This is a genomic window from Actinomycetospora sp. NBRC 106375 (assembly GCF_030269665.1).
In the GTDB taxonomy this organism is placed as follows: Bacteria; Actinomycetota; Actinomycetes; order Mycobacteriales; family Pseudonocardiaceae; genus Actinomycetospora.
The window spans coordinates 41227-56063 of sequence record NZ_BSTS01000014.1; the positions used below are offsets into that span (position 1 = coordinate 41227).

13 protein-coding genes are annotated in these 14837 nt (G+C 75.9%); 5 read left to right on the forward strand and 8 right to left on the reverse strand.

What is annotated here, in order from left to right; all coding sequences use genetic code 11:
* Positions 1-16 precede the first annotated feature (16 nt).
* The 6 genes from QSK03_RS22370 to QSK03_RS22395 all read right to left on the reverse strand — a co-directional run bounded on the left by QSK03_RS22370 (position 17) and on the right by QSK03_RS22395 (position 7279).
* Positions 17-1042 (reverse strand): 6-phosphofructokinase, encoded by a 1026-nt coding sequence (locus tag QSK03_RS22370; RefSeq protein WP_285656882.1) that lies wholly within the window; start codon positions 1040-1042, stop codon positions 17-19.
* Between the two features lie 77 nt (positions 1043-1119).
* Positions 1120-1713, reverse strand: coding sequence for a dihydrofolate reductase family protein (locus tag QSK03_RS22375; RefSeq protein WP_285656885.1), 594 nt, complete (start codon positions 1711-1713; stop codon positions 1120-1122).
* A gap of 103 nt (positions 1714-1816) precedes the next feature.
* A complete protein-coding gene (gene hrpB, locus QSK03_RS22380; protein WP_285656888.1) occupies positions 1817-4234 on the reverse strand; it encodes an ATP-dependent helicase HrpB in 2418 nt (805 codons plus the stop codon).
* A 31-nt stretch (positions 4235-4265) separates the two neighbouring features.
* Entirely contained in the window at positions 4266-4655 is a 390-nt protein-coding gene (locus QSK03_RS22385) for a hypothetical protein (protein WP_285656890.1), read from the reverse strand.
* An 80-nt stretch (positions 4656-4735) separates the two neighbouring features.
* Complete coding sequence (locus QSK03_RS22390; RefSeq protein WP_285656893.1) at positions 4736-6292, reverse strand: acetolactate synthase large subunit; 1557 nt, start codon at positions 6290-6292, stop codon at positions 4736-4738.
* A 159-nt stretch (positions 6293-6451) separates the two neighbouring features.
* Entirely contained in the window at positions 6452-7279 is an 828-nt protein-coding gene (locus tag QSK03_RS22395; RefSeq protein WP_285656897.1) for an SCO6745 family protein, read from the reverse strand.
* Between the two features lie 86 nt (positions 7280-7365).
* On the opposite strand from QSK03_RS22395, the gene QSK03_RS22400 reads away from it, so the two are divergent.
* From QSK03_RS22400 to QSK03_RS22420, 5 genes are all read left to right on the forward strand, one after another.
* Positions 7366-7635 (forward strand): DUF2277 domain-containing protein, encoded by a 270-nt coding sequence (locus QSK03_RS22400; RefSeq protein WP_285656900.1) that lies wholly within the window; start codon positions 7366-7368, stop codon positions 7633-7635.
* Positions 7636-7662: 27 nt separating this feature from the next.
* Positions 7663-10356, forward strand: a complete 2694-nt coding sequence (locus QSK03_RS22405; RefSeq protein ID WP_285656903.1) for a winged helix-turn-helix domain-containing protein — start codon at positions 7663-7665, stop codon at positions 10354-10356.
* Between the two features lie 60 nt (positions 10357-10416).
* Positions 10417-10662, forward strand: coding sequence for a DUF8691 family protein (locus QSK03_RS22410; protein ID WP_285656905.1), 246 nt, complete (start codon positions 10417-10419; stop codon positions 10660-10662).
* Entirely contained in the window at positions 10659-11393 is a 735-nt protein-coding gene (locus QSK03_RS22415; protein ID WP_285656907.1) for a DUF4386 domain-containing protein, read from the forward strand. The genes QSK03_RS22410 and QSK03_RS22415 overlap by 4 nt, the downstream gene beginning before the upstream one ends.
* Positions 11394-11456: 63 nt before the next feature.
* Positions 11457-12782 (forward strand): DUF1254 domain-containing protein, encoded by a 1326-nt coding sequence (locus QSK03_RS22420; RefSeq protein ID WP_285656909.1) that lies wholly within the window; start codon positions 11457-11459, stop codon positions 12780-12782.
* A 4-nt stretch (positions 12783-12786) separates the two neighbouring features.
* On the opposite strand, the gene QSK03_RS22425 is transcribed toward QSK03_RS22420, so the two are convergent.
* Together QSK03_RS22425 and cydB are read right to left on the reverse strand one after the other, a co-directional pair.
* Complete coding sequence (locus QSK03_RS22425) at positions 12787-13788, reverse strand: DUF389 domain-containing protein (protein ID WP_285656911.1); 1002 nt, start codon at positions 13786-13788, stop codon at positions 12787-12789.
* Complete coding sequence (cydB, locus tag QSK03_RS22430; protein WP_285656914.1) at positions 13785-14831, reverse strand: cytochrome d ubiquinol oxidase subunit II; 1047 nt, start codon at positions 14829-14831, stop codon at positions 13785-13787. The genes QSK03_RS22425 and cydB overlap by 4 nt, the downstream gene beginning before the upstream one ends.
* Positions 14832-14837: the final 6 nt, after the last annotated feature.

The following is a 14837-nucleotide window of genomic DNA, read 5'->3' on the forward strand; positions in this document are numbered from 1 at the left end:
GATCGCCGCCCCCGCCTCAGCCGAAGAAGACCGCAGCCTCGGCGTAGAGGTCCGGGTCGACGAGCTTGAGCTCCTTCGTCGCGTCCTGGAGCGGGACGGTGACGACGTCGGTGCCGTGCAGAGCGGTCATCTGGCCCCAGCGCTCCTGCGCGACGGCGTCGATCGCGTGCAGCCCGAAGCGGGTGGCGAGCCAGCGGTCGCGGGCGGTGGGGGTCCCGCCGCGCTGGACGTGGCCGAGGACGGTGGTGCGGGCCTCCTTGCCCGTGCGCGCCTCGATCTCGCGGCCCAGCCACTCCCCGACGCCGCCGAGCCGGGCGTGGCCGAAGGCGTCCGTCTCCCCGGTGAGCAGGACCTCCTCGCCGCCCTGGGGCATGGCGCCCTCGGAGACGACGATGATCGGCGCGTAGTCCAGCCGGAAGCGGTCCTGCACCCAGGCGCAGACCTGCTCGATGTCGAAGCGGACCTCGGGGATGAGGATGGCGTTGGCGCCGCCGGCCATCCCGGAGTGCAGGGCGATCCAGCCCGCGTGCCGCCCCATCACCTCGACGATCAGCGTGCGGTGGTGCGACTCGGCGGTCGTGTGCAGCCGGTCGATCGCCTCGGTCGCGATGTTGACCGCGGTGTCGAACCCGAACGTGTAGTCGGTGCCCGAGAGGTCGTTGTCGATCGTCTTCGGAACGCCGACGACCTTGACGCCCTTCTCGTGCAGCTCGCTCGCGACCCCGAGGGTGTCCTCGCCGCCGATCGCGATGAGCGCGTCGACCCCGAGGTCCTGGAGGTTCTTCTTGATGCGCGCGACCCCGTCGTCGATCGCGAACGGGTTGGTCCGCGACGAGCCGAGGATCGTGCCGCCGCGCGGCAGGAGCCCGCGGACGGCCGGGATGTCGAGCGGCCGGGTGACGGCCTCGAGCGGACCGCGCCACCCGTCCCGGAACCCGAGGAACTGGTAGCCGTACTCGGGAACGCCGCGCCGGACGATCGCCCGGATCACCGCGTTGAGACCGGGGCAGTCGCCGCCGCCGGTCAGGATGCCCACGCGCATGCTGGCTGCCCCCTGACGTCGATGTCGCCGTGCTCAGCGGGAACCTTACGGCCGGCCGGCGCCCGGGCCGAGCGAGGTCAGGCGCCGTAGACGTGCAGGGTCGGCTTGTAGACCAGCTCCTGGATGTCGCCGTCGAGCGTCCGGTGCTCCAGCAGCTCGAGGTCGAGGTCCGGCGCTCCGCCGAAGACCGGCTCGGTGCCGGACCTCCCGGTGATCACGGGGAAGACCGTCACCTGGACGCGGTCGACCAGGCCCGCGGCCATGAGCGCCCAGTTCAGGGTCAGGCTGCCGTGCGAGCGCAGCGGCACGTCGGACTCCTCCTTGAGCCGGGCCACGGTCTCGACGCCGTCCCCGCCCACGACGGTGGCGTCCGGCCAGTCGAAGGGCGCCTCCAGCGTCGACGACACGACGGTCATGCGCTTGTTCCGCATCTCCGTGACCCACGGGTCGCGGACGTCGTCGCCTTCGGAGCTCGCGGCCAGCATCTCGACGAACTGCCGGAAGGTGTTGGCGCCGAAGACCATCCGCTGGTCGGGCCCGTACGAGGCGAGGCGGTGGTCGAGCAGCTCGGGGCCCTGCTTGCCCCAGTAGCCGCCCCAGTCGCCGTCGCCGCCGTAGGAGCCATAGCCGTCGAGGCTGGAGAAGATGTCGAAGGTGTAGGTGGCGGTCATGGTGTCCTCCGTCGGTTCGGGGGCGCCGGCGGGAGTGCCGGCCCCTCACCTCGTCGACGAAAGGACCCCGCCCGGATTCGACATCCCCCGCGGCGGAATCCGCTCAGCGCCGCGGATCCTCCGGCCACGCGTGCTTGGGGTAGCGGCCCCGCAGCTCCGCGCGCACCTGCGGGTAGCCGGAGTCCCAGAACGACGCCAGGTCGGCGGTGACCGCCGCTGGGCGTCCCGCGGGTGAGAGCAGGTGGACCACGACGGGCACGCCGGCCAGGACGGGCGCCCGCTCCCACCCGAACGCGTGCTGGACCTTCAGCGCCACGACCGGTGCCCCCGGGTCGGTGTAGTCGACGCGGACGCGGCGCCCGTCGGGTGTCGTGACGTGGGTGGGCGCGAGCTCGTCGAGCCGGCCGGCCTCCGACCACGGCAGGAGGGCGCGCAGCGCGGACGCGACCGGCACCCGCGCGAGGTCAGCCCGGCGGCGCACCCGCGTGAGGTCGAGCCACGCGTCGAGGCGGGCCACCAGGGTCTCGTCGTCGACCGCGGGCCACGGGTCGCCACGGGCCGCGTGCAGGAACGCCAGCCGGGCCCGCAGCGCCGTCGCCGCGTCGTCCCAGCGGAGCAGCCCGAGCCCCTCGGCGGCCAGGCCCTCGCGCACCGCGGCCACGACCGCCGCCGGGTCGGGGCGAGTCAGGGGTCGGCGAGCCAGGACGATCGCGCCGAGACGCTCGCGGCGCTCGGCGACGACGTCGCCGCCCTCCCAGGCCACCACGGCGTCGTCGCGCCACCAGCCCGCCGCGGCCTCCCGGGCGAGGTCCTCGTCGATCGGGACGGCCAGCCGCACCCGGGCCACCCGGTCGCCGGGGCCGCGCACGGCGTCCGCGACGGCGATCCACGGGCTGCCCCGCAGCCGCGACCCGACGGCGAGCTCGACCCCGGTGCCGCCGGTCGTCAGGTACTCGCGCGCGTCCTCGCCGCGGGCGCGCGCGAGCCGGTCGGGGTAGGCGAGGGCGACGACCGTGGCGGCGCCGCGCTGCCCGCCCGTCCGGGACGGCAGTCCGGGGACCCGACGCAACCGGCGCACCTCGGCCCGCCACCGCGGGTCATTCGCGGCGCGGGCCGCGCGCAGGCGCTCCTCGAGGTCGTCCGTGTCGCCGGGCACGTCGGCCGCGAGCAGCGCCACCACCTCGGTCGCCGTGTCTGCCCCGACGGCGGCGGCGCCGTCGAGCAGGGCGCGGCCCAGCCGGGGATGGATGCCGGCCGTCGCGACCGCGCGGCCGCGCGCGGTGATGTCGCCGCCCTGGTCGACGGCACCCAACCCCCGCAGCACCTCGCCCGCCGCGGCGAACGCGGTCGCCGGCGGGAGGTCGAGCAGAGCGAGCCCCGTACCGTCCGGGGTGCCCCACCGCGCGAGCTGCAGGGCGAAACCGGCCAGGTCGGCGTGCGCCACCTCGGGGGCGTCGTCCCGGTCGCGGTGGGCGTGCTCGGCCTCGGACCAGCAGCGGTACACCGTTCCCGGCGCCTCGCGACCGGCCCGACCGGCGCGCTGGGTCGCCGACGACTGCGACGCGAGCACGGTCACCAGCGCGTCGAGGCCGCGCGCGTGGTCGGTCCACGGCCGGCGGGAGAGCCCGGCGTCGACGACGACGCGGACCCCGGGCACCGTCAGGCTCGTCTCGGCGATCGACGTCGCGAGCACGACGCGGCGCCCGCCGTCCGACCCCCGCAGCACCGCGTCCTGACGCGTCGCGTCCTGCCCGCCGTGCAGGGTGAGCACCTCGGCCCCGACGACGCCGAGGCGGCGGGCGACGTCGTCGATCTCGCGGCGTCCGGGCAGGAACACGAGCACGTCGCCGACGGCGTCGTCGAGAGCGCGGCGCACCACCGCGGCCACGTGGTCGAGCAGGGCCGGTTCCACCCGCATCCCGCGCGGCGGCGGGACGGGGCGGGGCGGCGGGCTCCAGACGACGTCGACGGCGTGCATCGGGTCGGGGGCGGTGACGACGGGGCCGTCGAGCGCGGCCGCCAGGTCGTCGGCGGCCGCCGTCGCCGAGGTCGCGAGCAGGCGCAGGTCCGGACGCAGCGCTGCCCGCGCGTCGACGGCGAAGGCCAGCGCGAGGTCGGTGTCGAGGTGGCGCTCGTGGCACTCGTCGAGGACGACGGCGTCGACCCCCGCGAGCTCCGGATCCTGCTGCAGCCGGGCCACGAGCAGGCCCGTCGTGACGACCTCGACGCGCGTGTCCGGGCCGGCGCGGCGCTCGCCGCGGATCGCGTAGCCGATCCGCCCGCCCACCGGCTCGCCGAGCAGCCACGCCATCCGCGCGGCCGCGGCGCGGACGGCGACGCGCCGGGGCTCGGCGACGAGGACCCGTCCCCCGACCGACCCGGCGAGCGCGAGCGGCACCAGCGTGGTCTTGCCGGTGCCGGGCGGGGCGACGAGGACGGCCGCCCCGCGCCCGCCCAGCGCCTCCTCGAGCTCCGGCAGCGCGGCGCGCACCGGCAGGTCGAGGTCGACCTCGTCGATCACACCTGCCGGTCTACCAGGCGGCCGTGCCGGATCAACCCACCGACGGCCGGGCGAGACCGACGCCCGCGGCCAGCAGGGCGAGGCAGACCGTCCCCGCCGCGATGTTGCCCTCGACCGCCGGCGCCCCGGCCCGGAACTCCTCGTCGATCAGGGTCGTCCCCGGGAACAGCGCCGCGCCGTACATCCCGAGCCACGGCGTCGACACCACGGCCGCCGCGGCGAGCAGGTTGCGGTCCGGGTCGCCCCGCCGCGTCGTCACCATCCGCAGCCCGAGCCCGCCGAGCAGGGCGCTCATGACGATGTACTGGGCGTCGTGGAACTTGGCGTGGCCCGGCCACCGGGGGTTGCGCATGTGCTGCCGGGCCGTCGCCGGCACCAGGAGGTCCGCGGCGAGCGCGCCGACCGCCGTCGTGGCGCTCACCAGCCCCACGAGTGCCCGCCCGGTGCGCTGTCGTCGATCACGTGTCATGCCGCCACACCACCCTCGACGGGCCGGCCTCGCTACCCCAGCGCCGGCACGATCGCCTCGATGAGGTGCGGCCCGGGCTCGTCGTACGCCCACCGCAGCGCGTCGAGCAGGTCCTCGGTGGTCTCGACCCGCCGCGCCGGCACGCCGTACCCGGTCGCCAGGGACACGAAGTCCGGGGTCGGGTCGCCCAGGGTCAGCATCCGCCCGGCGCGCCCCGAGTGGGCCGCCTCCCCCGCGCCGGTGCGGGCCAGCTCCACCCGCAGGATCGCGTACGCCGAGTTGTTGATCAGCACGGTGGTGACGTCGAGCCGCTCCCGGGCCTGGGTCCACAGCGCCTGCAGGGTGTAGAGCCCGCTGCCGTCGGCCTGCACCGCGACGACCGGTCGGTCGGGGGCCGCGACGGCCGCCCCGACCGCGGCGGGCGGACCCTGCCCGATCGCCCCGCCGGTCAGGGCGAGCTGGGTGTGCGGGGCGGCGGTCTGCAGGGCCGGGGCGAGAGCGGCCGCGGCCGTCAGCGACTCGTCGACGACGATCGCGTCCTCGGGCAGGGTCGCGGCGACCGCGGCGCACAGCGCGGGCACGTCCAGCGGTCCGGGCGCGGGCTGCGGGGCGTCGCGCGGTGCCGCCTCGGCGACCACGTCGGGCGCCACCTCGGCCGCCAACGCCTCCAGCGCCCCGGCCGCGTCGGACGCCGCGTCGGCGAGACCGACCACGGGGCAGCCCGGCGGCACGAGGTCGCCGGGGACGCCCGGGTAGCCGAAGAACGACACCGGCGAGCGGGCGCCGGCCAGCACCACGGACGACGCCCCGTCGAGCTGCGCGAGGGCCTGCTCGGCGAAGTAGGCCAGCTTGTCCACCCGGGGGCGTCCGGCGCCGGTGTCCCAGAGGCGCGGGAACGTCTCGACCAGCAGGCGGGTCCCGGTCGCGGCGGCGACGCGCCCCGCGGCGTCCATCGCCGCCGCGGTGAGGGCCGGGCCGCCGAGCAGCATCACCGCGCCGGGCTCGCGCACCGCGTCCGCGGCGGCGGCCACCCGTGACGGCGCCGGCGGGAACGGCGGTGCCGCGGGCAGGGCGGGGGCCGGTGCGCCGCCCTCGGACCACGACACGTCCGCCGGCAGGACGAGCGTCGCCACCTGGCCGCCGTGCTCCCGCGCCGCGGCCACCGCCCGCACGGCGTCGTCGGCCACGTCGCGGACGTCGCCGCAGACGTGCACCCAGCCCGACACCGTCTGCGCGAGCGCGGTGATGTCGGACTCGAGCGGCGCGTCGTGGCGCACGTGGTCGGTGGCGTGCGCCCCCACGACGCACACCAGCGGCGTGCCGGCGCGGCGGGCGTTGTGCAGGTTCGCCAGGCCGTTGCCCAGCCCCGGCCCGAGGTGCAGCAGCACCGCGGCGGGCCGGCCGGCGAGGCGGGCGTAGGCGTCCGCGGCACCGGTCGCGACGCCCTCGAAGAGGGCCAGCACCCCGCGCATCTCCGGGACGGCGTCCAGGGCCTGCACGAAGTGCATCTCGGACGTGCCGGGGTTCATGAAGCACACGTCGACGCCCGCCCCGACCAGGGAGCCGACCAGCGCGTCGGCACCCCTCACGGGGTGCACCCGGCGAGCGGACCGGACGGGGGGCGCACGGTGGTCGTCATGGGAGCACTCCACACGGTGGCCCTCCCGGGCGCGAGGCCGGGGGCCGGTGATCGAAGTACCGATACGGACGCTCAGCGTCCGTGACGGCACTTCGCTGACCACCCCGGGTCACTGCGAGCCCGCGGCCGCCAGGGTCGCGGAGAGGGGCTCGAGGGCGGTGACGAGCTCGTCGAGCTCGGCCGGGGCGAGGGCGTCGTAGGGCGGGGCGGCGAGCTCGTCGGTCCGGTCCTCGATGCGCTGCTTGGACGCGCGGCCGGCGTCGGTGAAGCGGCCGTCGGCGTCGACGAGCCCGCGCTCGCGCAGCCCGTCCATGACGGCGGCCAGGCGCTTCGCGGGCAGGTGGTGGATGCGTCCGAACGCCTCCGCCGGATGGATGCCCATGTCGAGCGCGGAGAGCACGTGGGACTCGGTGCTGCCGATCCGCTCGCCGAGGAGGGCCGCGATGTGCCCGTCGCCGCGGTGCTCGCGCAGCATCGTCGCGGAGTGCCACAACCGGGCGACCGGATCGCCCGGCACCGGCATGCTGCGCATCCCGGCGAACATCACCCGGCCGTTCACCGGGGCGCCCTGGGCGGCCTCCGTGGCCAGGTCGGCGGCGCGGACCAGGCCCGGTGAGCCCGCCAGCTCCGCGCCGAGGATCCGCCGCACCGAGGCCGCGCTCCCCCGCTCGCGCGCGGTGAACGACGCCTCCGGCGGGATCGTCGCCCACGCGCTCGGGATGTGCCGCGCGGCCTCGCCGGGAGCGAAGCTGTAGAACGCCGCGTCGACGACCTCCGCCGGCACCCGCCCCAGCGACGCGGCGCGGCTCGCGAAGTAGCCGTCCCAGTAGGTGGGGTGGCCGAGCGCGGCGAGCTCCTCGTTGCACTCGTCGGCGAAGAAGGTGACCAGGCAGATCGGCTCGAGGAGCTCGAACATGCGGCGGGCCGTGTGCTTCATGGGGTGCCTCTCCCTCGGTGGTGGGCCGTCACCGAGACGACGAACGAGCCTCCCGCCGATTCGACATCGTGGGGCACGATCGCAGCATGTGCCGCAACATCCGGGTCCTGCACAACTTCGAGCCCCCCGCCACCGACACCGAGGTGCACGAGGCCGCCCTGCAGTACGTGCGCAAGATCAGTGGCGCGGCGCGCCCCTCGAAGGCCAACGAGGACGCCTTCGCCCGGGCGGTCGCCGAGATCACGGCGAGCACCCGGACGCTCCTCGACGAGCTGGTGACCACCGCCGCGCCGAAGGACCGCGAGGTCGAGGCGCACAAGGCCCGCGAGCGGGCCCGCGAGCGCTACGCCCGCTGACGGCCGCGCCGAGCAGGGAGGACCGGCATGGTGGGTCCGCTGCTGGCGAGCAAGTACCGCCGTCCCCGCCGCCGGCCCGGGACGGTCGATCGTCCGCGGCTGACCGCGGCCCTCGACGGCGCCCGGCACGCCGCGGTGACGGTCGTGTCCGCACCGGCAGGGTTCGGCAAGTCGACGCTGCTCGCCGCGTGGCTCGACACGCTCCCCACCGACGCGGCCGCGGTCGCGTGGGTCTCGCTGGACGAGCGCGACGACGACCCCGCCCGCTTCTGGACCTACGTCCTCACCGCGATCCGTGACGCCACGGGGGTCGGTGAGGAGGCGCTGGAGCTGCTGGCGTCATCCCCGTCGACGCCGTCGTCCACCGAGAGCGCGCTCGTCGCCGCGCTCAACGACGTCGGCGGGACGGACCGGGACCTGGTGCTCGCCCTGGACGATCTGCACCTCGTGACCGCGCCGGAGGTGCACGAGGGGCTCGCGTTCCTCCTCGAGCACCGCCCGCCGCAGCTCCACCTGGTGCTCGCCACCCGGGTCGACCCGCCGCTCCCCCTGGCCCGCCGGCGCGCGACGGGTGAGCTCGTCGAGCTCCGGGCCGCCGACCTCCGGTTCACCGCGCCGGAGTCCGCGGCCTACCTCAACGGTCCGATGGACCTGGCGCTCTCCGGCGACGACGTCGCCGCCCTGGACACGCGCACCGAGGGCTGGATCGCCGCGCTGCAGCTCGCGGCGCTGTCGATGCGCGGGCGCGACGACGTCGGCGCGTTCATCGCCGGGTTCGCCGGCGACGACCGCCACGTCGTCGACTACCTGGCCGAGGAGGTCCTCGGCCGCCTCCCGGACGACGTCCGCGACTTCCTGCTCGAGACCTCGGTCCTGGAGCGGCTGAGCGGCCCGCTGTGCGACGCCGTGACCGGGCGCGACGGGAGCCGCGCGACGCTCGCCGCGCTCGAGCGCGCCAACCTGTTCCTGGTGCCGCTCGACGACCGCCGGCAGTGGTACCGCTACCACCACCTGTTCGCCGACGTCCTGCGCACGCACCTCGCCGACGAGCGCCCCGAGGTCGTCCCGGAGCTGCACTCCCGCGCGAGCCGCTGGTTCGCCGGGGTCGACGACGTGCCCGCCGCCGTCGACCACGCCCTCGCCGGCGGCCACGTCGACCTCGCCGCGGAGCTGATGGAACGCGCGATGCCGGTGATGCGCCGGGAACGGCGGGAGGCCGAGCTCCTGCGCTGGGTGCGCTCGGTGCCCGACGAGGTCGTGCGGGTGCGACCGGTCCTCGGCCTGGCCTTCGTGGGCGCACTCGCCCAGGCCTCGGTGTTCGACACCGTCGACCGGCGCCTCGCCGACGTCGAGCACGCCGTGCGGCCCGACGGCGGCCCCTGGCCCGCGCACGCCCCGCCCGGCCTCGTCGTCGTCGACGAGGACGGCTACCGGTCGGTGCCCGCGGGCCTCGAGGTCTACCGGGCGGCGCTCGCCCTGCGCCGCACGGACCTCGACGCCGCCGCCGCGCACGCGCGCGACGCCCTCGCGCTGGTCCCGGAATCCGACGACCTCACGCGGGCCGCGGCCGGCGCCCTCGGTGGGCTCGCCTCGTGGGCGCGGGGCGACCTCGTCGGGGCGGAGAGCGCCTACGTCGCGGCGGTCGCCGGCCTGCAGCGGGCGGGCTTCGTCGCCGACGTGCTCGGTTGCTGCATCGCCCTCGGCGACATCCGCCGCACGCTCGGCCGGCACCGCGACGAGGAACGCCTGTACCGGTGGGCGCTCGCCCTGACCGACCCGGCCGCCCCGGTGCGCGGCACGGCGGACATGCACGTCGCCCTGGCCGGCGTGCTGATCGCGCGGGACGAGCTCACCGCCGCCGGCGAGCACCTGGACGCGGCCCGGCAGCTCGGCGAGCACCGCGGGCTGCCGCAGAACCCGTACCGCGCGCGGGTGGCGGCGGCGCGGCTGTGCGCGGCCCGCGGCGACCGCGACACGGCGCTCGCCGTGCTCGACGAGGCCGAGCAGGCCTACGACAGCGACTACTCCCCCGAGGTAGAGCCCGTGCCCGCGGTCCGCGCCCGCCTGCGGATCCGGCGCGGCGAGCTGCGCGAGGCCGAGACCTGGGCGCGCGAGCGGGGGCTCTCGCCCGACGACGAGCCGTCCTACCTCCGCGAGTACGAGCACCTCACCCTCGCCCGCCTGCTCCTCGCGCGCCGCGACGACACCGCGACCGCGCTGCTCGCGCGGCTGCGGGCCGCGGCCGAGCAGGGGGCGCGCCGGGGCACCGTCCTCGAGATCCTCGTGCTGCAGGCGCTCGCCGCGCAGGCCCGCGGGGACGTGCCCGCCGCGCTCGACGCCCTGCGCCGCGCTCTCGGCCTCGCCGAGCCCGAGGGCCTCGTGCGTGTCGTCACCGACGAGGGGACGCCGATCGCGACCCTGCTGCGGGCGCTCACGAAGCAGGACCCCGCGTACCCGTCCGCGCGCCGCCTGCTCGCCGCGGGCACCGGTGACGTGCCCGCCCCGTCCGCCCTGGTCGACCCGCTGAGCGAGCGGGAGCTCGACGTCCTGCGCCTGCTCGCCTCGGACCTCGACGGACCGGACATCGCCCGCGAGCTGTCGGTCTCGCTGAACACCCTGCGGACCCACACCAAGAGCATCTACGCGAAGCTCGGCGTCACCAGCCGCCGCACCGCCGTGCGCCGCGCCCACGATCTCGGCGTGCTGCCGCTCCGTCGCTGACCGTCACTCACCACACGTGGTGAGGACCGCTCACCACGTCCGCGGCCATCGTTCCCGGCCATGAGCAGCAGCGAGCACCAGCGCTACGTGATCCGGGTGCGGGGACGCCTCGCCCCGCGCTGGGCCTCGTGGTTCGACGGCATGGCCCTCGTCCCGCAGGACGACGGCACCACGGTCATCGACGGTCCCGTCGCCGACCAGCCGGCGCTCCACGGCCTGCTCCGCACGATCAGCGACCTCGGCCTGCCCCTCGTCTCGCTCACCGCGACCGACGAGCCCACCCACCCCTGGAGGAGAACGCCATGACCACCGACGTCCGCACCGCCCCGACGACCACGCCCCGCCGCGACACGGCGCGACGGATCGCCCTCGCCGCCGGCCTGCTCTACCTCGTCACGTTCGCCGCCTCGATCCCGCAGCTGGCGCTGTTCGCCGACCTGGTCGCCGATCCCGCGGGCTTCGTCCTGACCCCCGGGAGCAACACGGCCGTGCTGTGGGGCTCGTGGTTGGAGGTGATCACCGCGCTCTCCGGGGTCGGCACGGCCCTCGCGCTGTATCCGGTGACACGGCGGGTCAGCAGGATCGCCGCCCTCGGGTTCGTCACCTCGCGGGTCGTCGAAGCCGCGATGATCCTCGTCGGGGTCCTGTGCGTGCTCAGCGTCGTCGCGCTGCGCAGCGACCTCGCGGGCGCCGTCGGCGCCCAGGCGGACGCCCTCGGCGTCGTCAGCCAGGCCCTGGTCGAGGTCCGGCAGTGGTCGTTCCTCGTGGGCCCCGGCCTCATCCCCGGCATCAACGCGCTGTTCCTCGGCTACGTGATGTACCGGTCACGCCTCGTCCCCCGCATCATCCCGACCGTCGGGCTCGTCGGCGCTCCGCTGATCCTCCTGTCGGCGACCGTGACCATGCTCGGCGGCTGGGAGCAGGTGTCGCTCGCCGGCAGCCTGTGTGCCCTGCCGATCGCCCTCTGGGAGCTCTCGCTCGGGGTGTGGCTGACGGTCAAGGGCTTCCGCCCGACGGCGATCACCTCGGTCGGGTGAGCCCACCGGACCGGCGCGCCGGAACCCTCGCCCCGGAACCGTCCCGGTGGAGGAGTTGAGCGGATGATCACGCTGTCGTCGGACGAGGCACGGAACGTGGCCGCGGAGGCCTACTCGTACCTCTACCCCCTGGTGACCATGGACGTCACGCGGTCGCAGCTCACCGACACGTCGGTCGGCGCGATCGGTCACGCGGCCCCGAACACGCTCGCGCACCTGCGGGAGTTCCCGGACGCGGCGTTCCGGGCGGTGGTGGCGCCGAACTTCGACACGCTCTACTCCAGCGCCTGGATCGACCTGGCGGACGGACCGCTGCTGCTCGAGGTGCCTGACAGCGGCGGGCGCTACTACCTGCTGCCGATGCTGGACATGTGGACCGACGTGTTCGCCGCGCCGGGGTGGCGCACCACGGGGACCGGGGCCTCGCGCTTCGTCATCGCCCCGCCGGGGTGGACCGGCGAGGCGCCCGCCGGCGCGCAGGTGCTCCGGGCCACGACCTCGGTGCTCTGGATGATCGGGCGGACCCAGACCAACGGGCCGTCCGACTACGCGGCGGTCAACGCCTTCCAGGACGGGCTCGCCCTGACCCGTCTCGACGGCACCGCGCCGTCCCCGTCGTTGCGTCCGTCCGTGGCGCCGGTCGGCCTCGACCTGCACCGCGAGCCGCTGGCCGTCGTCAACGGCCTCGACGGGGTCACGTTCTTCGGCTACGCGGCCCGCCTCCTCGCCCAGCACCCCCCGCACGCGACGGACTTCTCGGTGCTCGCCCGCATGGCGGCGCTCGGCATCGTCCCCGGCGCGGAGCTCGACGCCGCGACCCTCGACGCCGACCGGGTCGCAGCGCTGAACGACGGCGCGAAGGCGGCGCTCGAGCTCCAGCACGCGGCCGTGGCGAGGACCGGCCGGATGGAGAACGGCTGGACCGTGAACGCCGAGAACATGGGGGTCTACGGCAACGACTACCTCAAGCGGGCGATCGTCGCGATGGTCGGTCTGGGCGCGAACCCCGCCGAGGACGCGATCTACCCGCTCGCGGTCTCCGACGCCGCGGGCGAGCCGGTCGTGGGCGAGAAGGACTACGTCCAGCACTTCGCGCCCGACCGGCTCCCGCCGGTGAAGGCGTTCTGGTCGGTGACGATGTACGACGCGGACAGCTTCCAGGCGCCCAACCGGCTCGACCGCTACGCGCTCGGCGACCGGGACCCGCTGCACCGGAACCCGGACGGGTCGATCGACCTGTACTACGGCCCGACCGACCCCGGGGGCGAGCGGACGGCCAACTGGCTCCCGGCGCCCTCGGGTCCCCTGCGCATCATGCTGCGGCTCTACGCCCCCGGGCCGGCCGTGCTCGACGGCACCTGGGCACCGCCGGCCCTGACCGCGGTCTGACCCGTCACGGCGCGCTCGCCGGTAGTTCCTGCGTGCCCCCGAGGACCTCGGAGAGCCGCGCGGGGACGCCGGCGAGCCCGGCCGCGTCGAGGGCGCGGCGCAGGGCGGCGGGGTCGGCGGACGGCGGCGGACCGGCCGCGACGACCTGCAGCACCCCTTGCCCCCAGGTGACGTCGACGACCTGCCACGCCTGCGCCTGCGCCCACTGCGCCACCGCCGGCTGGGCGGCGGTCAGCACCCGCTGCCCGTAGAAGGTCTGGTAGCTCGCGACACCGAGCGGGACGGCGACCGCGACGAGGAGCGCCCCCACGACGACGATCGTGCGCGGCCGCAGGTGGCCGACCTCCCGCCCGGCGGAGACCGCGGCCGCCCGCACGCGGTAGGCCAGCAGCACCACCGTGCCCGTCGCGATGATCGCGGTGACGTTGGTGCCGAACAGCAGCAGCGCCCCGCGGGCCTGGTCGGGCGCCCCGGCCTCGAGGGTCAGCCCCACCACGGCCAGCGGCGGGACCAGCGAGATCGCGATGGCGACGCCCGGGAGGGTGTCGGAGACGTCCGAGCGCACGAGGGCGAACGCGCCCACCGCGCCGGTGGCCAGCGCCGAGACCAGGTCGACGAGCTCCGGCGCGACGCGCGAGGCCACCTGGGAGTTGGTCGCCGCGACCTCCGGGACGGGGCTGAGCAGGCCCGAGAGGTAACCGATGACGATCACCAGGAGCGCGCCGCCGACGACGTACGCGACGCTGGAGAGCAGCGCCCGCCGGTCGGCGAGCACCAGCGCGAGGGCCGTGCCGAGGATCGGGGTCATCAGCGGCGCCACGATCATCGCGCCGATGACGGTGGCGGTGGAGTCGGCCACCACCCCGGTGCTCGCGATGATCGCCGCGAGCGTCAGCAGCACCCAGAACGCGGACTGCCCCCTCCGGTCGGTGAGGAGGAGCTTGCCGGTCATGCGGTCGACGTCATCCTCCGTGACCGACGTCGAGAGCAGCGAGCGGGCGGTCACGGGGCGACCGGGCCCTCGTCGCCGGGCGGCATCGCCCGCGGCGGGTGAGCGGCCGGGCCCGAGCGCCCGAGACGGCGCCGGAACACGACGTAGGTCCAGCCCTGGTAGAGCAGGACCACCGGGAGCAGGACGGCGAGCACCACGGTCATCACCGTCAGCGCGTACGGCGACGAGGAGCTGTTCGCGATCGTCAGGTCCCCCGCGGGACCCAGGCTCGAGACCATCACCCGCGGCGCGAGCTCGGCGAACAGCGAGCCGGCGACGGCGGCGATCGTGAGCGTCGTGGCGGCGAACGCCCCGGCCCACCGGCCCGCCCACGCCAGCCCGGCCGCGGCGAGCGCGGCGAGCACCGCGGCGAGCTCGACCGCCGCGGCCGGCGCGCCGTGCCCGTAGCCGAAGCGGGTCCACGCGGCGAAGACGACCACCGCGAGGGCGCCGAACGGCGCGAGGAGCGCCGCGATCCGGGTCGCGCGCCTGCGGACGTCGCCCCCGGACTTCAGGGCCAGGAAGACCGCGCCGTGCACGAGGCAGAGCAGGGTGATCGTCAGGCCGGTGACGACGGGGTACGGGGCCACGAGGTCGCCCGGTCCGCCGACGAACTCCTGCGCGGTGTCGATGGGGACGCCGTGCAGGAGGTCGGCCAGCGCGATCCCGAGCACCAGCGGCGTGACGAGGCTGCCGACGGTCAGCGTCGCGCTCCAGACCCGGCGGCTGCGGTCGCTCTCGGCGTGGGCCCGGAACTCGAACGACACCCCGCGCACGATCAGCCCGACCAGGGCCAGCAGGACCAGCGGGTAGAAGCCGGAGAACATCGTCGCGTACCAGGACGGGAAGGCGGCGAACGTCCCGCCGACGGCGAGGACCAGCCACACCTCGTTGCCGTCCCACACCGGCGCGATAGTCCCGATCGCCTCCTCCCGCCCCTCCTCGTCGCGCCCCACGATCCCGTGGAGCATCCCGACGCCGAAGTCGAACCCCTCGAGCAGCAGGAAGCCCACCCACACGACCGCGAGGGCGACGAACCAGACGTCGGCGAGGATCACGTCGGC